This is a genomic window from Thalassospira xiamenensis M-5 = DSM 17429, from assembly GCF_000300235.2.
GTDB lineage: Bacteria > Pseudomonadota > Alphaproteobacteria > Rhodospirillales > Thalassospiraceae > Thalassospira > Thalassospira xiamenensis.
In genome coordinates this window covers 3,269,454-3,292,639 of record NZ_CP004388.1, presented here as the reverse complement: position 1 = coordinate 3,292,639, position 23,186 = coordinate 3,269,454, and the positions used below count along the sequence as shown (strand labels likewise).

The window sequence follows — 23,186 nt, the reverse complement described above, 5'->3', positions numbered from 1 at the left end:
TGGATCATGGAATAGAAAATCTGCATCATGAGTTCATATCCGCCGCTCAATTCCTTGCGTGCGTTCGAGGCATCTATTCGATTGAATAGTTTTTCTCGTGCAGCGGAAGAGCTGAATGTGACGCCGGGTGCCGTCGGGCAGCAGCTCAGAAAGCTTGAAGACTGGCTAGGGGTGGAACTGTTTGTTCGCTCGGTCCGGCAGGTGAAACCGACAGCCGACGGGCTTGATTATGCCGCGCGCATATCACCCGCCTTGCTGCAGATCATCGATGCCAGTCAGCATTTGCGCGGGCAGCGCGAACATACGGTGCGTGTGGTCATGCCGCCAAGTTTTGCCGCGAAATGGTTTTCCAAACGGATGGCGCGGTTCCTGATCGATTATCCGTCAACGTCACTTCATGTCGGGTCGTCGGTGCAATTTACGGATTTTGATCGCGATCCGGTCGATATTGCCGTGCGGTATTTTGACGGCAATGACGACAAACTTGAATCCGTCCTGATCTATCGCGGTCAGGCGGCGGCATTCTGTTCGCCGGCCTATCGCGACCGCATGGGGTTTGAGCATCCAGCCGATCTGGCGCGTGCTACTTTGTTAAACGACATTCTGCATGACTGGTGGGAAGAATGGCTTGGCCAGTTTGCCAGGATGAACCCAAGCGAGATTGCCGCAATCAAGCGCATTGAAATCGATCAGACATCCATGGCAATCGAGGCCGCGATTCACGGACAGGGTGTGGTAATGGCCAATCCATTGCTGGCCGAAGAAGACGTGATGGAAGGCAAGCTGGTCCATCTGTTCCCCGAACAGGTTCTGGCCGTTCCTTCGGGATACTATCTGGTGCATCCAAAAAACCGGGAACTGCGCGGTCAGGTGAAGCTGTTTCGCGACTGGCTGCTGGGCGAGGCACGGGAACTGACATTGTCGCAAAACCCGTAAACGAAAAAAGCCCCGGCAAATTGACCGGGGCTTTCAGACTGCTGACAAAGTCCTCGCCATTGGCGGGGATTTTTGATTCAATGGGGAATGCTTAAGAAACCCAGCCCACATCAAACCGAACTTGAGATGGTGACACTCGACAGTTTGGTCCCCAGCGATCATTTGCTTCGTAAGATCGATGCCGTGATCGATTTCAGTTTTATCCATGCGCGCGTGGCCGATTTGTACTGCGCGAACAATGGCCGTCCCGCCCTTGATCCGGTGATGATGTTTAAGGCGCTGTTCATTGGCTATCTGTTTGGCGTGCGCTCGGAGCGCCAGCTTGTGCGCGAGATTGAGGTCAATGTCGCCTATCGCTGGTTTTTGCAACTCAAGCTGACCGACAAGGTCTTTGATGCCTCGACCCTGTCGCAGAACCGGCGGCGTCGATATCATGATGCCAGTGTTGCGCAGGATATTTTTGACGAGATCGTCGAGCAGGCGATCAGGCACGGGCTGGTGGATGGTAAGGTTCTCTATACCGACAGCACGCATTTGAAGGCCGATGCCAACAAGAACAAATGGGACCGCGAAGTGGTTGCCAAATCGCGCGCGGCCTATTGGGATGATCTGGATCTGGCGATTGAGGAAGACCGGGCGGCTCATGCGAAAAAGCCGCTCAAAGCCAAGGAACGCCAGCCGGTTGAGAAAGAAACCAAGATCAGCCGAACCGATCCCGACAGCGGATATATGGTGCGCGACGGCAAGCCCAAGGGCTTTTTCTATCTCGATCACCGCACGGTCGATGGCAAGCTTGGGATCATTACCGACAGTTACGCCACCCCGGCCAATCTGCATGACAGCATTCCCTATCTCGACCGTCTTGACCGACAAAGGCAGCGTTTTGACCTTGATGTTATCGCCGTCGGACTGGATGCGGGCTATGCGACCGCCGCGATTGCCAAAGGCCTTGAAGATCGTGACATCCTTGGCGTGACGGGCTATCGCCGCCCGAACCTTCCGGAAGGCTACATCCCCAAACGCAAATACGTTTATGACCCTGAACGTGATGCTTATCGCTGCCCCGAAGGTCAGCTTCTGTCTTATGCGACAACCGACCGAAATGGATACCGCCATTATCACAGCGACCCGGAAAAATGCCGCACCTGTCCTGTGCTGGCTTCCTGTACCGCCAATGCCCACCACCGAAAAACTGTCACGCGCCATGTCTGGCAAGACGCCAGAGACCGGGCTGACGCCTATCGTCTGACAGAGTGGGGTAAGCGGGTTTACAAGCGCCGAAAAGAGACGGTCGAACGCTCTTTTGCAGATGCCAAACAGCTTCACGGTCATCGATATGCAAGGTTCCGGGGACTGATCAATGTCAAATGCCAATGTCTGCTGGCCGCCGCCGCCCAAAACATCAAGAAAATAGCCCTGGCTTTGGGCCCCAAGGGGCCAATCGCTGAGGGATAATCCCCTCGGCACACTCAAGCCAGCTTTCAAACACCTCTAAAAGAAAAACCCCGCCAAAATATGACGGGGTTTGTCAGCGGTCTGAAAGCCCCGGCAAATTGACCGGGGCTTTGATTTTAGTGTGCGGTGCTACCGTCAGTCGGCAAACACGCGGGCGAAAATCGTGTCGACATGCTTGGTGTGGTAACCAAGGTCAAACAGGCTTTCGAGCGTTTCCATCGGGATTTTCGCGGTAACGTCTGCATCGGTCTTCAGAAGCGACAACAGATCGCCTTCGCGGTTCCAGACCTTCATCGCGTTGCGCTGAACGATGCGGTACGAATCTTCGCGCGAAACGCCATGCTGCGTCAGGGTCAGCAGCACGCGCTGCGAGAAGACCAGACCACCCATCTGATTGAGGATTTCGTCCATCCGTTCCGGATAGACGACAAGGTTTTCAACCACATTGGTCAGGCGCATCAAAGCAAAGTCGAGGGTTACGGTCGCATCCGGGCCGATATTGCGTTCGACCGATGAATGCGAAATATCACGTTCATGCCACAGGGCGACGTTTTCCATGGCCGGGATCGCCATCGAACGGACAAGACGTGCAAGGCCGGTCAGGTTTTCGGTCAGAACCGGGTTGCGTTTGTGCGGCATTGCCGACGAACCCTTCTGCCCCTTTGAGAAGAATTCCTCAACTTCACGAACTTCGGTGCGCTGCAGGTGGCGGATTTCGGTGGCGAGATGCTCGACCGAGGATGCGATAACGCCAAGGGCGGCGAAATAAGCGGCATGACGGTCGCGCGGGATCACCTGGGTTGAAACCGGTTCGGGTTTCAGGCCAAGCTTGGCTGCAACATGTTCTTCGACCTGCGGGTCGATATTGGCAAATGTGCCGACCGCACCGGAAATCGCACAGGTCGCGATTTCTTCACGCGCGACGACCAGACGGTCGCGGTTACGTTTGAATTCGGCATAGAAGGTTGCCAGTTTCAGGCCAAAGGTCACAGGCTCCGCATGGATGCCGTGCGAACGGCCCATGCAGGCGATGTCCTTGGTTTCATAGGCGCGCTTTTTAAGGGCGGCCAGAAGCTTGTCCATATCTTCAAGCAGGATGTCGGTTGCCTGAACGAGCTGCACGTTAAAGCAGGTATCGAGAACGTCGGAGCTGGTCATGCCCTGATGAACGAAGCGGGCTTCTTCGCCGACCAGTTCTGCCAGTTCCGTCAGGAAGGCGATCACGTCGTGCTTGACTTCGGCTTCGACAGCATCAATGCGATCAATACGGTCCTGGGTATAGGGCTTGTTGCCTTTTTCCCAGACCAGTTTGGCAGAGGCAGTCGGAATGACGCCCAACTCGGCCAGTTTGTCGGCAGCGTGTGCCTCGATTTCAAACCAGATACGGAATTTGTTCGCCGGTTCCCAGATTGATGTCATCTGCGGACGGGAATAACGGGGGATCATGCAGTCGCCTCCGGGCAGGATGGTTGGGTGCCGGGTCATGACCAGATTGCGTGATCAGCGAAGTGCGATGCTGGTTCCGGCACGCTTTCAAAGCGTCGGATAGTCCAAATCGTCGCGATTGGCAACCCTGCATCGTGCAGCGTCCCCGTCCGGGGGCATCTTTGCCGGTGTTTTTCGATTGCTGCTACATGTTTCTCGATATGCCTGCCGGGCATTAGTCTCCAATCGGGGATCATTTCCGATTGCGGATGTATTCGAGAAAGGCTCGCATGGCCGCGCTTGTATGGCGCCGGTTCGGATAATACAGATACCAACTCGGCAGCTTCTTCTTCCAGTCGACGAGCAATTCGACAAGTCTGCCCTGTTCGACATCGTCGCGGATATAATCCTCAAACAGATGCGCGATGCCAGATCCGGCAAGGGCGGCCTGACGTTCCTGATGTGCTGAACTCAAAGTCAGTCGGCCCTTTGGGGGGATTTCCACCTCGTTACCGTCCTTTTCGAATTTCCACGTCACCATGGTTCCGCCGGGAAAGCGGCGGCGAATACAGTCATTGGTAAGAAGATCGCCCGGTGAGCCGGGGCGATCACGTCTGCGAAGATAATCGGGCGAGGCCACGATTGCATATTGCAATGCGGGACCCAGCGGTATGGCGATCATGTCCTGGGCGAGTTGATGTCCGAAGCGCACGCCAGCGTCGAAACCCTGCGCCACAATATCGATGATCGCGGCATCGCTGACGATCTCGATATTGATGTCGGGGTAAATTTCCATGAATTCAAAGGCCAGAGGGCAAAGAACATGGTCGGCGGCCGGTCCCGGCGCATTGATCCGCACGGTGCCGGACGGGTGTTCCCGAAGCTGATTGAGATCGTCGATGGCTGTTCTGATATTGTGAAGGGCAGGTCCAAGTCGCTCAAGAAGCCGCTCGCCTGCTTCGGTAGGCGCGACGCTGCGTGTCGTTCGGTTCAGCAGCCGGATGCCCAGCGCTTCCTCAAGCACACTGATCGATTGGCTGATGGCAGAGGATGATACGCCCCTGCCGAGCGCGGCGGCTCTGAAGCCACCACATCGCACGACATCCTCAAATATCTCCAGACTGTCGAGGCGTAACGATTTCATTGCAAAGCTTTGCTTAATAAGCTGATCCATTTTTGTTAGCTTATCTGCGCGCTCGATCTGTGTCATCCCTAGAAAGCATGCTGCGGGGCGTCGCTTGCGGATAATCGCGATGCTGCAACAAGCTGAAATCAAATACGGCATCTGCAATCAGATATTTGGACAGGATGATGAGTATGAGCGGAATCACATTGAATCGCAGAAAGATCATGCTGACAGCCGCATCGGCAGCGGCGGGACTGATCTTGCCAACCGGCTGCATGGCATTTGCGCAGGCTGCTGCCGGCGCGCCGTCTCCGGCCCAAAGTGGACATACGGGTGGAAATGTCGGCTATTATCGTTTTCGCGTCGGAGACGATATATCCGCAACCGTGTTGAGCGATGGGCTAATCGGTGGCCCGCCGCGGATTTATGCCAGCAATGCGCCGGAGGTGGAACTGGAGGAAGTTCTGAGGCAAGCCTTTCTGCCGACCGACCGCCTGACGCTCAACCTCAACACGCTTCTTATCGAAACGAATGGCAGGCGTATCCTTCTTGAGGCCGGAGCCGGGCAGACGATGGGGCCGCAAGGCGGTCGCATCTTCGAGAATCTGGCGGCCATAGGCTTAAGGCCCGAGGATATCGATATTGTGGTTGTTTCGCACACGCACCCGGACCATGTCGGCAATCTTCGAACTGTCGATGGAGGCAAGGCATTTCCAAGGGCGACTGTCTTTGCGCCCCGTGCCGATTGGGACTTTTTTGTCGCCAACGATCCAGACCTTTCCTACATGCCGGTGCCCGAGGATTTCCGTCGCAATTTCGCCGCCGCCATCAGGCGGAGTGTCGAGCCGGTCACAAACGGGATCGAATTGTACGAAGCCGGTGAGGAGATCGTCCCCGGGCTGACCACGCTTCCGGCATTGGGCCATACACCTGGCATGGCAAATTTCCTTGTTCAATCCGGAAATGATCAGCTCCTGCTGACGGCCGATCTTGCGTATCATCCGATCGTCAATGTCGACCGGTCATGGCTGCCGGGGCCGGATCGCGACAAGGAAACGGCTCTTGCCTCTCGCCGTCGCATCTTTGACATGGCAGCGACAGACCGACTCCTTGTTCTCGGCTTCCACTATCCGTTCCCGGGCCTTGGCCGGATGCTCAAGACGGATGTTGGCTATGCCTGGGTCCCGGCCGATTGGCAGTTTTGATCTTTTTTATCAGGGAGTGACACGCACCAAACGCATTACTATGCTTGGACCCTGTTTTGGGGCATAACAGCTTTATTATCGCTTTTTACCTGTGTGTAACTTGCCATCTGCTAAGATTATCTCAATCTCCTGATGGATACAGTTCGTAAAACGAGCATTCCAGAACAAGGGCGGGCAAACCGCTCTGATCGCGAGTGGACACAGATAATGGCGCGTATTTATGACCCGCACCGGGGATGATTTGAAAAATCCTCCGACCCGCATAGCCCGAAGCGAAGACACCGATGCGCGCTATCTTGCGCAGCTGGTGGATCTTGGTATTGCCCTGTCGGCAGAGCAGGGTCGTGAGGAACTTCATCAGAAAATCCTGATGGCAGCCCGGCAGTTTACCAATGCCGATGGCGGGTCGCTGTATCTGGTCAACAAGGACGAGACGGAACTTCAATTTCGTATTCTGATGAACGATACGCTTGATACGTTCTTCGTATCTGGCCGCGAAAACGAGAAACCTTTTCCTCCCCTGCCGCTTTATGATGCAGCGGGCAACCCCAATCACAAAAACATCGCAACCTATGTCGCGTTAACGGGTGAGTCGATCAATATCGAGGATGCCTATTTCGCCGACGGGTTCGATTTTTCCGGCACGCGCGCCTTTGATGCCAAAACCGGTTATCGGTCGAAATCATTCCTGACGGTACCGCTTAAAAATACGCGCGGTACTGTGATCGGTGTGTTGCAGTTGATCAATGCACGTAACGATGCGGGCGATATTATTGCCTTTGATCCGGCAATCGAACCGATCATCAATGCGCTGGCAAGTCAGGCGGCGGTGGCACTTGAAAATAGCCGCCTTTTAATGGCGCAGCGCGACCTGATGGAGAGTTTCGTGCGTGTTCTGGGGCAGGCAATTGATGCCAAATCCCCCCATACAGCCCATCATTGTGAAAAAGTACCCATCATTGCCCGCATGTTGGCCAAGGCCGCCGTCGATGAAAAACGGGGAACATTTTCCAATTTCTATCTGACGGATATGGAGTGGTACGAGCTTGATCTGGCGGCGTGGCTCCATGATTGCGGCAAGATCACCACACCCGATCATGTGGTGGAAAAGGCCACCAAACTTGAAACCATCCATAACCGTATTCACGAAATCCGCACCCGGTTCGAGGTCCTCAGGCGCGATGCCGAAATCGAGATGCTCAAACGCAAGCTCGCGGGCGAGGATGCCCAACGTTGCGATGCCGATTTCAACGCCCGGATTGCCGAACTTGAAAGCCAGTTTTCAATGGTTGCGCACAGCAATATTGGTGACGAGGAACTCGATACCGACGCGGTCTTTGCCCTGCATGAAATCGGGGCGCAGGAATGGGTGCGACATTTTGACCGTACCATCGGGCTTTCATGGGCCGAAAATCAACGCCTGACCGAAGATGACCGTGCCAAATTCAGCCAGCCCGGCGTTGAAAAGCTTCTGGATGACCGCCGCGATCAGGCCTATCTGGGCATTAACCGCGGCGAACTCTATAACCTTTCGGTTCCGCGCGGCACCCTGACATCCGAAGAGCGCAAGATCATCAATGATCATGTGGTCGTGACACAGGAAATGCTCGCACAATTGCCCTATCCTCGGGAACTGCAACGCATTCCGGCAATTGCCGGCAACCATCACGAAAAAATGGATGGTTCGGGCTATCCCAACGGATTGCTTGGCGAAGATATGGGCATTCTCGAAAAGGTGATGGTGATTGCCGACATCTTCGAGGCACTTACTGCGGTTGATCGTCCCTATAAACGGCCCAAAATGTTATCGGAATGCATCGCGATCCTGGCCGACATGCGAGACAAAGGACAGATTGATGGCGACCTGTTCGATCTGCTGTTGTCATCTGGCGTTTATATCGAATATGGCCGCAAATATTTGCAACCCGATCAATGTGACGCAGTCGATATTACGCAGTTCTTGCGCAGGTAAAAACGGGCCGGACGCATTGCACCCGGCCCGTCTTTGATCAGGTTCGGTTGATCGAAACCCCGCCATCGGCAAGGAATGGCACCCCGGTCACAAAGCTTGCCGCGTCGGATGCCAGAAACAGGGCGGCCTGCGCCATTTCGGACGGTTTTGCCATACGTTTTAGCGCATGCAGGCTGTTGACGAACTGTTCGACCTCCGGCCCGGCACCGGGTTTGTTGGTGATGCTGGCCGGGGTATCGGTCCCGCCGGGCAGCAGTGCATTGACCCGAATGCCCTGTGGTCCGTATTCGGCTGCCAGCGACTTCATCAATCCGATCATGCCTGCCTTGCTGGCGGCATAGGCCCCCATGCCGGGCATGCCGACAGAATAACCGACAAAGCTTGATGTCAGGATCATTGATCCCGAGCCATTGGCAAGCATCGCTGGCAATTGATATTTCGCCCCGAAAAACGCCGATGTCAGGTTGGTTTCGATCATTTCATGCCAGTCATCGGTTGCCATATCAGGGATCGAAACCGATTCCCCGACCATCCCGGCATTATTGACCGCGATATCAAGCTTGCCGAAATGATCAAGGGTGGCCTCGACCAGCTGTTTTGAAATTGCCTCGTCCGTGAGGTTGCCGGGAACCGAAACCGCCATGCCACCGGCATCGCGAATATCGGCGACCATATCGTCAAGCAGATCAGCGCGCCGCGCATTAAGGACAAGTTGTGCGCCCTGCTTTGCAAAAAGTTCGGCCACGGCGTGACCGATGCCGGAACTGGCCCCGGTGATGATTGCGGTTTTACCGTCCAGTGTGAACATATTTCCGTCCCCTGTGTCATGATAGGATGGCCAGCAAGGCCGAATGTCGGGACGCTAGATTGCGAACGGAAACGGATCACTCCGGTTATTGGCATTGAATTCGTAAATGTGACGGGTTTTCGTGGGGTGCGAATTCGAAAGCAAGGAACGGAGTGCGGCCAACGGGATGGACGATCAGAATGCCGGTCAAACGGATGCATTTGGCATCCCTGTATTCTGATAAAGGAGTCATCCCATGCTGACGGAGACGAGATTGAACAAAACGATCCGCTGGATCAGTGACGAAGATAAATGGCAGGCCGTGGCAAAACGCGATGGCAAAGCCGATGGGCAGTTTTATTATTCGGTGGCAACCACCGGGGTTTATTGTCGCCCGTCTTGCGGCGCACGGTTGGCGCGCCGGGAAAATGTCGCGTTTCATGCCAGTTGCGATGATGCCGAACAGGCGGGTTTCCGCCCGTGCAAACGGTGCCGTCCGAACACCGCATCGATTGCCGAACGCAATGCGGATGTCGTGGAAACGGCATGCGAAATCATCCGTAATGCCGAAGAAATGCCAAGCCTTGATGATCTGGCCACACAAGCCGGGATGAGCCGGTTTCACTTTCACCGGGTGTTTAAAGCGGTTACCGGTGTAACGCCAAAGGCCTATGCTGGCGCCCACCGGGCCGGTCGTGTACGCGAGGAACTACGCAGCAGTAATACCGTGACCGAGGCGATCTATGACGCGGGTTACAATTCCAACAGCCGGTTTTATGAACGCGCACACAAGATGCTGGGCATGACGCCAAGCAGCTATCGCGCGGGGGGCAAGGGCGAAAAAATCCGGTTTGCGGTAGGGCAATGTGCGCTTGGCGCAATCCTTGGCGCGGCAAGCGCCAAGGGGATTTGCACGATCCTTCTGGGCGATGACCCCGATGCGCTGGTGCGTCAGTTAGAGGACGCCTTTCCCAAGGCGGAACTGATTGGTGGTGATCCGGCGTTCGAGGACTGGATGGCACAGATCATCGGTCTGGTCGAAGCCCCGCAGCTTGGTCATTACCTGCCGCTTGATATTCGCGGTACAGCCTTTCAGCAACGCGTCTGGCAGGCGCTTTCGGAAATTCCGGCCGGGACAAAGGCAAGCTACGCCGAAATCGCCGAAAAGATCGGATCTCCGCTTGCTACCCGCGCCGTTGCGCAGGCCTGTGGCGCCAACAGCATCGCGGTTGCCATTCCCTGCCACCGGGTGGTGCGTAAGGATGGCGATCTTTCGGGATATCGTTGGGGGGTGGAGCGCAAGAAAACCCTGCTGGATATTGAAAGCGGGGAGGCCGGGGAATGAACAAGATGACCCGTGACGGGATCGCATCGCTTGATTGGGAAAAGCATGCCCGCGAACTTGATACCCATGGCTGTGCGATCCTTGAACACCTGATTGATCAGGACACATGCCGGGCATTGATCGCGCGTTATGACGAGCCGGAAACTTTTCGCCGCCATATCCATATGGCTCGGCACGGGTTCGGGCGCGGCGAATACAAATATTTCGCCTATCCCCTGCCCGATATGATCGCGGGTTTGCGGCAATCGCTTTATCCGCCACTGGCCGAAATTGCCAACCGCTGGAACCGGGCGATGGGCCTGGATCGGCACTTTCCCGGCGATCACGCCCGGTTTGTTGCCCAATGCCATGACGCGGGGCAGACCCGCCCGACGCCGCTTTTGCTGCGTTATCGGGCAGGGGATTATAATTGCCTGCATCAGGATGTTTACGGCGATTGCGTGTTTCCTTTGCAGGTCGCGATCCTTCTAAGCAACCCGGAAACGGATTTTGAAGGCGGCGAATTTGTTCTGACCGAACAGCGTCCGCGTATGCAATCCCGCGCCGAGGTCGTGCCGCTGATGCAAGGCGATGCCGTGATTTTCCCCGTCCACCATCGCCCTGTGGCGGGCAGGCGCGGAACGTACCGGGTGAATATGCGCCACGGTGTTTCCCGCCTGCGCGCCGGGTCACGGCATACGCTTGGCATCATTTTTCATGATGCCAAATAGCTGATCCGGGTCTGACTGATCTGGGCCGGTATCATTCTGGCTGCTGTGGTGCTTATTAAAGGTTATTAATAACTATTTGCAATTAAGCGCGGCTGGTGTATGTCAGCAGGAACGAATTCACCTTCCTGTTTGTTTTTATGACCTTTTTCGCATCCCGGCAGATATCGGTAAATCTTGTTCGCGCCTTTGAAAAGGAACGCGCGTCTTTGCTGCGCCTGGCTATGCGCAAGCTGGGAAATCCGGACGAGGCGAAGGATATCGTGCAGGATGCCTTCGTAAGGATTGCCGGGATCAAGGACCGGGAAGAACCGATCAACGATCCGCCGGCATTCCTGCGGACTGTGGTTCTCAATTTGATCCGCGATCATCAGAGGCGACGCAATGCCGGCCATATTGTTGAGCTGAAATCAGGTCATGATCCGCTGGAATGGGCGGCAGAAGACCGCCCGCCCGCCGACAGTGTGATTTATCACCGGCAGCGTCTGCAAGCGTTTGAGCAGGCCATTGCATCCCTGCCAACGCGATCCAGAGAAGTCTTCATCTTGCGTAAGTTGCATGGTAAGACCCATGACGAGATTTCTGCTGCGACCGGATTATCGAAGGCCGCGATCGAGAAACATCTTTATCGTGCGATGACGACATGTCGTGATCTGATGAAACACTATGACTAGGCCATGCCCATGACCGGCACCCATTATACCGGCCAGAATCCGGAGACAGCCGCAAAGGACGATTTGCAGGATCGTCTTGTCGATCAGGCAATGGAGTGGCTTGCCCGTGACGGTGTGGACATCGCCGGGACGGAAACGCATGAAGCGTTTCAGAAATGGTGCGGTCAAAGCACAGCTCATGAGCAGGCGGCCCGCTCAGTCCGGGCTTTTCTTGATGACCGTGATTTCGACGATATTTTGCGGAAATTTGACGCTGGTCCAGAATCGACTACCCGGACATATACGGCATCAGGCGTGTTGAAAATATCCCCCCCCACGCGCAGGTCACTGCGCCCAGTGACGGCCGGGATGCCACTTGCTCGAAGGGCATTTTGGGGCGGGGTTGCCCTATGTGCTGCAATCCTTGTTGCCGTGCTGACACTGCGCCCGGCGGACCATTCTGATCATCCCGGTTATATCGCGGCAAACACCACCCCCGTCAGCCAGATTTTGCCCGATGGCAGCGAATTGCAGCTCGCGCGTGGCACCCGGCTATACTGGGAGTTTTCCAAACAGGAACGAAATATTGTCCTTGATCAGGGGGCGGTCGTGATTTCTGCCGCACCGAACAAGGACCGGGAGCTTGTGTTGACAACGCCCCAAAGCCGTGTGGTGGTTGTCGGGACCCGCTTTGTTGTGATTGGCGATGCTGAAACCAGCGAGGTTGGTGTTGCCGAAGGAACGGTCCGGGTGGTGCAAAAACAATCCCCACCAGCCCGCGAAGTTACCCTGCATGCGGGTGATGGCGTCACCGTTTCGGGGAATGGAGATGTAAGACGGCGTGACTTTGACGGTGAAAATATTATGCAAATTCTGGACGGATGGCGGGTATTTTCATCGGCGAAACTGTCCGATGTCGCCCATGCCATAAGCCGCCAGAGCGGAACGGAAATCTGGCTTGATCCCGGTCTTGCCGATCTGGAAATACGCGGTCGGTTCAATGTTGCCGATGCCAAGGCATCGCTGGACCTGATTTCCCGAACCACCGGCACAAGAATTATTGAATTGCCGTTTGATCATTATCTGCTGGCGCGCTGATGCCGCATTTCACATCTGGCGCGTACAGCAATTGGTCGACATTTTCAGGCGAATTCCCCGTTAAAATCCCCTTTGAATAAAAACATTAAAAAAATGTCCGGTTTCTGTTTATAGCAACGTCCTTAAATGCGAGTGATACGCAATAACTTGCATTAGGTCGTGCCGAATGAAGACTACCAGACAACAGAATACCGCCCACAGTACAAGTGAAGCCGGGCATTGCCGGGCATGGAAAGATTTGTTGTTCTGTGCTGTTGCGTCTTCTGCCTTGCTGGCAGTGGCGCCGTCGAATTTGCTGCATGCGCAGGAGAACCCGGTTATTGATGACACACCGGTTCCACCACGAGCATCTCCCTCATACCGTTTTGATATTCCGTCCTTGCCGCTAATGCGTGCGCTGGAACAACTATCACAGCAGGCCGGTATTCCGTTTTCGGTGCAGGATGGTACCAACCTTGCGATGAACGGTCAGGCGGTGATTGGTGATTTCAGCATTGAAAATGCCTTGCTGCGGATGCTGGAAGGTACGGAAGTTACTTTTGCCGTTGCCGACGGCGTTCTGGTGATTTCCCCGAAATTGTCCAACCAGTCGCAGGATGCAGAAATTGTTACGGCCCCGATTTCGGTCAGTGCCAACCGTACACCGACCTTTCAACTAGGAACCGGTGCCGCCAGTGGATCAACGGTCTATGGCGAGGATATGATTGGTGCCGTGGTCCAAGGTGACAGTGACCCGAACAAGATTTTTCGCGCCAATCCGAATGTCCAGTATGTGATCGCAGGGCAGCGCGGTGAAGAAGGGGCAACCGCAACTGCCGAACAGGACTTGCGTCCACAAAATATCAGCATATCCGGGGCTGGGGTCGATCAGAACAACTTCATGCTTGATGGGGTCGGGATCAATTCCTTTGGCGGAACTGAGTCGAATTACAACGACTCAAACATGCCAGAAGATGATGACAATACGATCAACGCAGACACCCTCCATGGCTTGCATCCACAGACTGTCTATGTGGACTCAAATATTCTTGAGCAGGCCGAAATCATCGACAGTAATGTGTCAGCGAAATACGGTGGGTTCCAGGGCGGGGTCGTCAATTACAAGGTCAAGAATCCGTCAAATGAACCGACATTCGGGGCAAGTATCAAACGCGGCGGCTCGAACTGGAACGATTATCATCTGAAATCCGAAGAGACTCCTGATGCTGCTGCCAAAGAGCCGATTTATGAAAAATGGTTCTATTCAGCGTCTGCCAGCACACCGATCAATGATAATTGGGGCATGCTGGTTTCTGCCGGTCGGCGTACCGCCGAGACGACCAAGACTGCTGGCGATGACTATTATGGTCGACAGGTCACGACCAGCACTGAAGCCGACAACGTGCTTGGCAAACTGCGTTACGAAAGTGATACGGGGGCCGCGATTACGACCCAGATCGTTTACGCGCCCTATGCCCAGGAATGGGAAGCATCGGAAAACTATGACAGCAGGATGGATATCATTGGCACTGGCCTAACCACCTATGTCGGGCTCGAAAAGCCGTTTGAATATGATGGCTACGGGGTTTCCAATCTGTTTCTCGATACGAAGCTGTCCTTCAATTCATCAGAAAATGCACGTGATTCCGAAAGCAATGTACGCCGACAGATCAGTACGACTGTGGCCGGGTCACAATATGCCGATCTGTGTGATGCCAGTACATGTGTGACCGGCTGGTACGGAGACCTGTCCCAGACCCAGCAAGATGTCGGTTATACCGCCGACCTTACCGGCGATATTTTTGGAACGAACTTTCTGCTCGGTGCGGATATCCATCGTCTGAGCGGAACACGAGAACGTTCTGCCGATGCGTATTATGCAACTACCCGAACTACTGGCACCAACGTGGTTTGCGCGAGTGCCGATGACATATTCTGTGATGATGGTGATCAGGCGAACCGGCGTCGGACAAAATATCAGGCGTTCGAAGGAAGCGTCAGTTTCGTAAGTACAGCCCTTTATAATGAATATACGCTGCTTTTTGACCATGTTCCTTTCGGCGAGCTGGAATTCAGGCCGGGTGCACGGCTTGAACACGACACATATCTTGGCAATACCAATCTGGCTCCGCGCTTCAACGCGACCTACTACACGGACTGGGATATCAGCTTCAATGCGGGGTGGAACCGCTATTACGCAGCAAACATGCTGAGTTACGCCTTTCAGGATGCAACCCCGGCGACCATCAGTGAAACGCGGACTGCTGATACCACCACCACTCCGGGTTCATCTATTTTCTATGATGACTGGACAGCCTCGTCATCCGGGATAAAGCGGTCATTTTCCGGTTCAGGTTTGAGCACCCCCTTTTCCGACGAACAGACAGCGTCCGTTTCATTCCCTCTGCCGTTTCTTGGCGGGGTGACACGATTGAAATGGCTGGAAAGAAAAGGCCGTGACCAGTTTTCGCGTGCCACCGATGACACCGGAACAACCGAATATAATCTGTCGAATGAGGGCTCCAGCCTCTACACCTCCTATTCCGCAGAATGGAGCAGGGGAATTGGTTCCGGGCCGTTCGGCGGGCGTCATGTGTTCAATATCAATGGCCAATATTCCGAACGCAGAACTTCCAACAACAGTTACTTCCTGACCAGTGATGACAGCGAAAGTGTGGTCTATAACGGCAAGATCATATCGACCACGGATCTGTCGATCCTGACCGGTAATCTGGACGAGCCGGTCTTCTTTAACGCCAGCCTGTTTTCGAGTTTTGATGACAATCGCCTGCGTACCGGACTAACCGGGCGATACACCTTGTCCTATTCCACGATAGATGACAGCGGATCGAATACCACCATCAATGGCGCGACCTATGATGTCTATGAGGACGGCGACGCCAAGGCGCGTTTCGATCTGGATATGACGCTTGATTACGACATTATCAGCCGGGAAAAGGGTGTTCTGAGCCTTAATGCTTCCATCGAGAATGTTCTGAACCGCGGCGGCGCCCATACGCTTGCGTCATCTACCCCCTACCGCAAGGGCCGGACAGTTTGGCTCGGACTGACTTACACCTACTGAAAATTCCGCGTTAATCCTGTCGGGGCTTTGGGCCCCGGCCAAACCTGCTTGTGAGATCGATAATATGAAAAGAACCCTGACCGCGACCCTGTTTGCCGCGATGCTTGCCACATCAAGCCTTGTCCCCGTTCATGCAATGGCAGAACAGGCAAGCATGGCATTGTCCGACAAAGACCTTGCCGAAGTTTACGACGCTGTTTCACTTGGCGTTGTTCGCATCAATGTCATCAAGAAAAGCTATGCCGAGATCGTCGCCGAAGAACGGGAGAAAAAGGAAAACGGCGAGGATTTCTATCTGCCGCCGAACGAACGTGGCGATCAGGACGAAGATGAAGATCGCAATGATCGCGATGAAAAGAACAAGGAAAGCGAAAAGGGCGATGAACCCAAATACGACTGGCAGAAAAAAAAGCGCAATGCGTCGACCGGGACTGGTTTTTTCATTACCGATGACGGCCTGATTGTTACCAACGAGCATGTGGTCCGCGATGGTGCGCGTTTTGTAGTTGTTTTGAAAGATGGTCGTCGTGTTCGCGCTGATCTGGTGGGGAAGGATTTTCTGACCGACCTCGCCGTCCTTCGTGTTGAAATGCCTGAAAATGTTAAGCCGCTTTCATGGGGCAACTCGCATGCGATCCGTATCGGAGATCCGGTTTTTGCGCTTGGTTATCCCTATGGCTTTGATCAAAGTCTGACCACCGGGGTGATTTCGGGCAAGCAGCGCCAGCTATCCAAAGGGGAATATAACCCTTATTTGCAAACCGATACCGCGGTAAACAAGGGCAATTCCGGCGGGCCGCTTCTGTCGATGGATGGCAAGGTCGTTGGCGTTAACTCCGCGCTTTATACCCGCTCTGGCGGGAACGAGGGGCTGGCCTTCTCCATCCCGGCTGAACATGCGCAGGGGATCATTGATCTGCTTGTCAAAGATGGTGAAATCAAACGCGGATGGTTCGGGATTGCCTATTCTGAAGTCAAGCCGGGCATCGGCAAGCTTCTGGGGATGGACCATGACGAGGGAATGTTGATCCACCGGGCCCCCGATGACGAACCGGCCTATCAAGCAGGTATTCGTGCAGGAGATGTGATTGTTGCGGTGAATGGCGAAACGGTCACATCGCGCCTGCATTTCCGCATGCAGGCGGCGGAGGCAAAAGGTGAAACGACCGTTACCGTCTGGCGCGATGGTGGATTTAAAAGCTTTACGATGATCCCCGGCGATATGGACGAAGCCAAAAGCCGCCGCCGCCAGGCCGAACGCGACAAGATTCTTGGTAAAACGCCGAAGGATGATGGTCGGAAGAAAGTCATGGGCCTCGAACTGGTTCCGGCTAATGAAAAGGCATGGGAAAAACTGGATTTACCCGTTGGCACGAAGGGGCTTGTCGTTGATCGGATGGAAAAGATGGGGCAAGGCGATCAGGCTGGATTTACAAAGGGTGATTTCATTACCCGGATCAATGATACCGAGATTTCCACACCCGAGGAGTTCGAAGCCGTGATGGGGCAGGCGCTTGAAAGCAACGCACCCTATGCGCTTGTCTATTTCAAACGTGATGGTCAGGATCGCACAAAGATCATCGATACGCTGAGCATGGTTGATCTTGAAGACTACTGAGCGATCCAAACAAAAAACGGGCCGTCGCAAGACGGCCCGACTAAGTTTGGGTGGTGCAAAGGGAGGTTGCCCTCCTACATCCGTTCGTGGAAATGGCAGGCCACCCGATGGTGATCGTTGACTGTGTCAACGGTCGGGACATCGGTCGCGCAGACATCCTTGGCAAACGGACATCTGGTGCGGAACACGCAACCCGATGGCGGGTTGATCGGGCTGGGCAAATCACCGGTCAGCACGATGCGTTCCTTGGTGCGTTCAATCTCGGGGTCCGGGATCGGAACTGCGGAAATCAGCGCCTTGGTGTAGGGATGTTTTGGGTTGGCATAGATGCTGTCGCGGTCGGCCAGCTCCATAAGATTGCCGAGATACAGCACCAATATGCGGTGGCAGATATGGCGCACAATTGAAAGATCGTGGCTGATGAAAATCATCGACAGATCAAATTCGCGCTGCAATTCCTGCAACAGGTTTACGATCTGTGCCTGTATCGATACATCAAGTGCTGACACCGGCTCGTCACAAATGATCAGTTTCGGTTCGAGGATCATCGCGCGTGCAATGCCGATACGCTGGCACTGGCCGCCCGAAAATTCATGCGGATAGCGGTTGATCATCTGTGGCAAAAGCCCGACGCGCGCCATCATGCGTTTAACGCGCGCCTTGATTTCGTCCTTACCCAGTTCGGATTTGTGGGTCACAAGCGGCTCGGCGATGATCTCGCCAATCGTCATGCGCGGGTTAAGGCTAGCCAGCGGGTCTTGAAAAATGATCTGCAGGTCCCGGCGTAGCGGCTGCATTTCGCGATGGGGGGCGCCGACAATATCCCGCCCCAGCCACACGACCTGCCCGTCGGTCGGCGGGATCAGTTGCAGGATCGCACGGCCAAGGGTCGATTTTCCACAACCGGATTCGCCCACAATGCCAAGCGTTTCGCCGGGATACAGATCGAAATCGATCCCGTCGACGGCCTTAAGCTGGCGTTCTGCCCCAAAAAATCCCTTGCCCGGCAGGGAAAAGTGAACCTTAAGGTCACGAACCGACAGGATCGGGACGTTTTTCTTTTTACGGATCGCATTCATTGACCGTCCTCCCGGAAGCAGGCACTGGCGCGACCATCGTCAAAGCCAAACAGGCTTGGGCGGGAAACACAGCATCGATCCATCACATAGGCGCAGCGTTCCTGATAGGCACATCCCTTTGGCAGGTTTTGCAGGTTAGGCGGTTGTCCGGGGATGGCAAACATGTGTTCTTCGCTTGCCGTGTCGATGCGCGGCATCGATTTCAAAAGCCCCTCGGTATAGGGATGATGGCTGTCATAGAAAATGTCACGCACCGAACCGGTTTCGACAATCCGCCCGCCATACATTACTATCACCCGGTCACACAGGCCTGCCACCACGCCAAGATCATGGGTGATCATGACAATGGCCGTATTGAAATCCTTTTTAAGATCGCGCAGCAGATCAAGGATCTGTGCCTGCACCGTCACATCAAGGGCGGTGGTTGGCTCGTCTGCAATCAGGACTTCGGGGTCGCACAGCAACGCCATGGCAATCATCACGCGCTGGCGCATGCCGCCGGAAAATTCATGCGGATACATATGCACGCGCTGGGCCGCACCCGGAATACCGACACGATCAAGCATGTTGATCGCGCGTTTAAGCGCATCGCCTTCGGACATGCCGCGATGTTCCACCAGTACCTCGGTCATCTGTCTGGAGATTTTGAGGAACGGGTTAAGCGACGTCATCGGATCCTGAAAGATCATCGACATCGTCACACCGCGTATTTTGTTAAGCTGGCGTGACGGGATATTGAGGATATCCTTATCCTTGTAGCGCACCGTACCTGTGGCCTTGCCGTTTTTGGCAAGAAGACCCATCACGGCAAGGAAAATCTGGGTTTTGCCCGATCCGGACTCCCCCACAACGCCAAGTGTTTCGCCCGGATCGATATGGAAGTTCACATCGTTGACAGCCTCGACCTCGCCGTCGGGGGTCTGGAAGCGGGCACGCAGGTTTTCAACAGTCAGAATATGATTTGTCATGTGCCTATCTGTCCTTCGGATCAAGGGCGTCGCGCAATCCGTCGCCGATGAAGTTGAAACAGAACAGCGTCAGTGCCAGGAAGATCGCCGGATAAATCAGCATCCAGGTCGCTGCTTCGATCACTTTCGCCCCTTCGGAAATCAGAACGCCCCAGCTTGTGAGCGGCTCCTGCACGCCAAGGCCCAGGAACGACAGGAAGCTTTCGGTCAGGATCACCTGCGGAATGGTCAGCGTCATGTAAACAATGACCGGCCCCAGAACGTTGGGGATCACATGGCGGAAAATGATCTTGAAGTTCGAAACACCGGTGGCATGCGCGGCTTCGATGAATTCGCGCCGTCGGATCGAAAGCGTCTGACCGCGGACAATCCGCGCCATGGTCAGCCATTCAACCGCACCAAGGGCGACGAAAATCAGGAAAATGTTCCGGCCAAACACCACCATCAGCATGATCACAAAGAACATGAAGGGCAGGGAATAAAGCACATCGACAAACCGCATCATGATATTGTCGATCCGGCCGCCGAAATAACCTGCAACCGCGCCATAGGTCACCCCGATCACGAGCGACACCGCTGTTGCCAGCAGGCCGACTGCAAGCGACACACGCGCACCGTAAAGAATACGAATGAAAATATCGCGGCCATTGCCATCCGTGCCAAGGATATGGCCGTTTTCCCAGTTCGGACCTTCCTGAATATAGCCCCAGTCGATCTGGTCGTATTCAAACGGGCTGAGCAGCGGGGCGAAAATCGCCATAAGAGTAATGATGGCCAGAATGATCATCGACCCGACGGCTGCCTTGTTGCGAAACAGGCGAATACGGGCATCGCGCCACAGGCTGCGACCCTCGATCTCTCCGGCGGTGCCTGCCGCCTGAAGCATAGCTGTTTTTTGATCCTTGTTCATCATGAGCGTGACTTCAGCTTGGGATCGAGCAGGCCATAGACCATGTCGACCAGGAAATTCAGAAGGATGATCATCACCGCATAGACAATGACCACACCCATCACCAGCGGGTAGTCGCGGTTAAGCGCTGCCTTGACGAAATAGGTCCCGATACCGGGCACGCCAAAGATGGTTTCGATGACCACAGAGCCGGTCATCACCGCCGCGGTTGCCGGTCCCAGATAGGATACGACAGGCAAAAGCGCGCCGCGGATCGCATGCCGGTTGACGACAAGCTTTTCACGCAAACCTTTGGCGCGTGCAGTGCGGATGTAATTGGAATGGAGGACTTCGACCATCGACCCGCGCGTCAGGCGCGCGATATAAGCGACTTGTGGCAGGGCAAGGGCGATGATCGGCAATATCTTGTATTGAATTTCGCCGTCTCCCCAACCTGCCGTTGGCAGGATCGAAAGATACAGGCCAAACACCAGCGACAGAAGCGGCGCCATGACAAAGTTCGGGATGGCAATGCCGACCATGGCAACGCCCATTACCGCAAAATCAACCACACTATTCTGTCGAAGGGCGGCATAGGTGCCAAAGCCAACCCCGAATATCAGCGCCAGAAAGATCGCCGACAGACCAAGCTGCATCGATGCCGGGGCACCAGCCATGATCAGTTCCGCGACGGAAAAATCGCGAATTTTGATCGACGGGCCAAAGTCACCACGCAGGATTTTGCCGATATAGATCGTGTATTGTTCAAGCAGCGGCTTATCAAGGTCATAGGCGGCCTTGATGTTTTTTTCGATTTCCGGGGGCAGGGCACGTTCCTGATCGAACGGTCCGCCTGGTGCAATGCGCATCATGAAAAAGGCAACCGTGATCACGACGAACAGCGTTGGGATCGCGATCATCAGGCGCCGGATGGCGTAAGATAACATAATTCTCTCTCATCCCCATTGGGGGCCGATGAGTTGCCGCAGGTCCGTGATCCGGACCTGCGGCAAAGTCTCCGGCGTTTACTCTTTGATGTCGAGCCAGCGGGTTAGGTGGCGATCCGGGGCGTTATCGATCCAGCCTTCGATCTTCGGTGAGACGAGCTGTTTCGAGACATAGTAGTAAATCGGGATGTAAGGCTGTGCTTCCATCATGATGGCTTCGGCCTGCTTCATAAGGCCGGCACGCTTTTTCAGGTCGCCTTCCTTTTCGGCTTCCAGCATCAGTTCGTTGTACCGCGGGTTATCAAAAGCCGCATAGTTCAGCGGCCCGGTCCGGTCTTCGCCGAGGAACAGGAAGTTCTGCGCGTCGTTGTAATCGGCAATCCAGCCCGCACGTGCCACTTCAAAGTTACCGACCTTCAGATCGGCATAGTGGATTTTGCCTTCGGTGTTGAACAGCTCGGCCTGAACGCCGATCTGCTTCCACATGTTCTGGGCCGCAATCGCGATGCGCTTGTGGTTTTCAGACGTGTTGTAGCGCAGGGTGAATTTAAGTGGATTGTCAGGACCGTAACCGGCCTCGGCCAGAAGCTTTTTGGCTTCTTCGAGCTTTTCATTATAGGAAAGGCCTTTCCACGAAATGTAGGCTGGCTCGCCGTAATTACCGGTTCCGGGCGGAACAAAGGAATAGGCCGGAAGTTCACCGGTTTTCAGAACCGAGTCCGTAATGGCTTCGCGGTTGATCGCCATCGACAGGGCTTTGCGGACACGGACATCCTTGAACATGTCCTTGTCGGTACGGATCGCATAGTAATAGATACCGGCATACGGTGCGATGCGCAGGCTATCGGCAAGGTTATCGCGAAGCCAGGAAATCTGTTCGGACGCGATGTCGCGTGCGACATCAAGTTCGCCTGCACGGAAACGGTTCTGCATCGCGGTGCGATCTTCATAGGTGTAATAGATCACCTCGTCGATCGGCACATTGGCTGCGTCATAGAATTCCGGATTCTTTTCAAGCTTGGAATGAACGTTCGGCAGCCATTCGGTCAGTTTGTACGGACCGTTCACCACGATATTTTCCGGTTTCACCCAGTCTTTGCCAAATTTGGCAATCGCATGCTGCGGGATCGGGAAGGCGGTCTGGTGGGTAAGTTGTGCCAGGAAATAAGGGGCTGGCGCAGTCAGTTTGACCTGCAAGGTTTTATCATCCAGGGCGGTGGCCGCGAGTTTCGCGCCTTCCTTGCCACTGTTAACAGCCTCGGCACCCTCGATGATATAAAGCAGGGATGCGTATTCCGCACCGGTCGCCGGGTCAAGCAGGCGGTTCCAGCCCGCGACAAAATCACCGGCAGTTACCGGCACGCCGTCCGACCAGTTGTGATCGCGAATTTTAAAGCTATAGGTCATGCCGTCGTCAGAAACGGTCCAGCTTTCAGCGGCACCTGGCACCGGTTCACCATCCGGGCCATATGTCAGAAGACCCAGAAACATATCATCCGACAGGCGGCTGGTCTGAACCGTCGAAATGAAATGCGGGTCCATTGATTGCGGTTCGCCGTCATTGCCGACGCGCAGGATTTTTTCAGCCTGTGCATGTGTGGTGGACAGCATGGTCATGGAACCGGCAAGCAATGCCGTACCCAGCACAAAGGCCCGCGAGGAATTAAGCAATCCCTTCACGAGACCATTTGCGGTCTTCGCGTTTTGTGACATCTGTAATGTCTCCCTCATCTATTTTGCTTTGTTGCCGACGTACTCCCTGAAAGTACGTACGCAAAAATACTGAGACTGACATGCGTGATCTGCAAGTCACGATTCCACAAATTTGAAATAAATGGTGTTTTTTTGCGTGATTGTAGTCGTTTTGTGGTGTTATCTTGCGTATTATTCGGAAATAGCAGATTGTTCTACG

18 protein-coding genes are annotated in these 23,186 nt (G+C 54.7%); 10 read left to right on the top strand and 8 right to left on the bottom strand.

All coding sequences use genetic code 11. The annotated features are described in order from the left end of the window. Window positions 1-27: 27 nt before the first annotated feature. Window positions 28-936 carry a LysR substrate-binding domain-containing protein gene (locus tag TH3_RS15260; protein WP_007092023.1) on the top strand — a complete coding sequence of 303 codons (909 nt, stop codon included), beginning with the start codon at window positions 28-30 and terminating at the stop codon, window positions 934-936. A gap of 87 nt (window positions 937-1,023) precedes the next feature. Next, window positions 1,024-2,391 carry an IS1182 family transposase gene (locus TH3_RS15255; protein WP_040060026.1) on the top strand — a complete coding sequence of 456 codons (1,368 nt, stop codon included), beginning with the start codon at window positions 1,024-1,026 and terminating at the stop codon, window positions 2,389-2,391. A gap of 135 nt (window positions 2,392-2,526) precedes the next feature. Here TH3_RS15255 and purB read toward each other — a convergent pair whose 3' ends face one another. Continuing rightward, entirely contained in the window at window positions 2,527-3,837 is a 1,311-nt protein-coding gene (purB, locus tag TH3_RS15250) for an adenylosuccinate lyase (RefSeq protein ID WP_007091171.1), read from the bottom strand. Window positions 3,838-4,069: 232 nt separating this feature from the next. Next, window positions 4,070-5,026 carry a LysR family transcriptional regulator gene (locus TH3_RS15245; RefSeq protein WP_040060025.1) on the bottom strand — a complete coding sequence of 319 codons (957 nt, stop codon included), beginning with the start codon at window positions 5,024-5,026 and terminating at the stop codon, window positions 4,070-4,072. 107 nt (window positions 5,027-5,133) lie between these two features. Here TH3_RS15245 and TH3_RS15240 point away from each other — a divergent pair, with 107 nt between their 5' ends. Then, entirely contained in the window at window positions 5,134-6,147 is a 1,014-nt protein-coding gene (locus TH3_RS15240; RefSeq protein ID WP_202965947.1) for an MBL fold metallo-hydrolase, read from the top strand. A gap of 220 nt (window positions 6,148-6,367) precedes the next feature. Next, complete coding sequence (locus tag TH3_RS15235; protein WP_007091167.1) at window positions 6,368-8,119, top strand: GAF and HD-GYP domain-containing protein; 1,752 nt, start codon at window positions 6,368-6,370, stop codon at window positions 8,117-8,119. A 37-nt stretch (window positions 8,120-8,156) separates the two neighbouring features. On the opposite strand, the gene TH3_RS15230 is transcribed toward TH3_RS15235, so the two are convergent. After that, the gene (locus TH3_RS15230; RefSeq protein WP_007091166.1) at window positions 8,157-8,927 is read right to left on the bottom strand and encodes an SDR family oxidoreductase; all 771 of its coding nucleotides are present in this window, start codon (window positions 8,925-8,927) and stop codon (window positions 8,157-8,159) included. Window positions 8,928-9,180: 253 nt separating this feature from the next. On the opposite strand from TH3_RS15230, the gene ada reads away from it, so the two are divergent. From ada to TH3_RS22470, 6 genes are all read left to right on the top strand, one after another. Then, the gene (gene ada, locus TH3_RS15225) at window positions 9,181-10,251 is read left to right on the top strand and encodes a bifunctional DNA-binding transcriptional regulator/O6-methylguanine-DNA methyltransferase Ada (RefSeq protein ID WP_233421787.1); all 1,071 of its coding nucleotides are present in this window, start codon (window positions 9,181-9,183) and stop codon (window positions 10,249-10,251) included. Next, entirely contained in the window at window positions 10,248-10,961 is a 714-nt protein-coding gene (locus tag TH3_RS15220) for a 2OG-Fe(II) oxygenase (RefSeq protein ID WP_007091164.1), read from the top strand. Before ada ends, TH3_RS15220 begins: the two co-directional genes overlap by 4 nt. 137 nt (window positions 10,962-11,098) lie before the next feature. Beyond that, a complete protein-coding gene (locus tag TH3_RS15215; RefSeq protein WP_083676753.1) occupies window positions 11,099-11,632 on the top strand; it encodes an RNA polymerase sigma factor in 534 nt (177 codons plus the stop codon). Window positions 11,633-11,641: 9 nt separating this feature from the next. Next, the gene (locus tag TH3_RS15210; protein WP_076519654.1) at window positions 11,642-12,709 is read left to right on the top strand and encodes a FecR family protein; all 1,068 of its coding nucleotides are present in this window, start codon (window positions 11,642-11,644) and stop codon (window positions 12,707-12,709) included. Window positions 12,710-12,875: 166 nt separating this feature from the next. Beyond that, on the top strand, window positions 12,876-15,773 hold the full coding sequence (locus TH3_RS23080) for a hypothetical protein (RefSeq protein ID WP_233421786.1): 2,898 nt from the start codon (window positions 12,876-12,878) through the stop codon (window positions 15,771-15,773). A gap of 64 nt (window positions 15,774-15,837) precedes the next feature. After that, a complete protein-coding gene (locus TH3_RS22470; RefSeq protein WP_007091160.1) occupies window positions 15,838-17,391 on the top strand; it encodes a trypsin-like peptidase domain-containing protein in 1,554 nt (517 codons plus the stop codon). Between the two features lie 74 nt (window positions 17,392-17,465). Here the strand turns inward: TH3_RS22470 and TH3_RS15195 are convergent, their stop codons facing one another. The 5 genes from TH3_RS15195 to TH3_RS15175 all read right to left on the bottom strand — a co-directional run bounded on the left by TH3_RS15195 (window position 17,466) and on the right by TH3_RS15175 (window position 22,987). Continuing rightward, the gene (locus TH3_RS15195) at window positions 17,466-18,470 is read right to left on the bottom strand and encodes an ABC transporter ATP-binding protein (protein WP_007091159.1); all 1,005 of its coding nucleotides are present in this window, start codon (window positions 18,468-18,470) and stop codon (window positions 17,466-17,468) included. Then, window positions 18,467-19,438 (bottom strand): ABC transporter ATP-binding protein, encoded by a 972-nt coding sequence (locus TH3_RS15190; RefSeq protein ID WP_007091158.1) that lies wholly within the window; start codon window positions 19,436-19,438, stop codon window positions 18,467-18,469. The genes TH3_RS15195 and TH3_RS15190 overlap by 4 nt, the downstream gene beginning before the upstream one ends. Window positions 19,439-19,442: 4 nt before the next feature. Further along, the gene (locus TH3_RS15185; protein WP_052268426.1) at window positions 19,443-20,324 is read right to left on the bottom strand and encodes an ABC transporter permease subunit; all 882 of its coding nucleotides are present in this window, start codon (window positions 20,322-20,324) and stop codon (window positions 19,443-19,445) included. 23 nt (window positions 20,325-20,347) lie between these two features. Continuing rightward, window positions 20,348-21,274 carry an oligopeptide ABC transporter permease OppB gene (oppB, locus tag TH3_RS15180; RefSeq protein WP_007091156.1) on the bottom strand — a complete coding sequence of 309 codons (927 nt, stop codon included), beginning with the start codon at window positions 21,272-21,274 and terminating at the stop codon, window positions 20,348-20,350. Between the two features lie 78 nt (window positions 21,275-21,352). After that, window positions 21,353-22,987 carry a peptide ABC transporter substrate-binding protein gene (locus TH3_RS15175; protein ID WP_007091155.1) on the bottom strand — a complete coding sequence of 545 codons (1,635 nt, stop codon included), beginning with the start codon at window positions 22,985-22,987 and terminating at the stop codon, window positions 21,353-21,355. Window positions 22,988-23,186 lie beyond the last annotated feature (199 nt).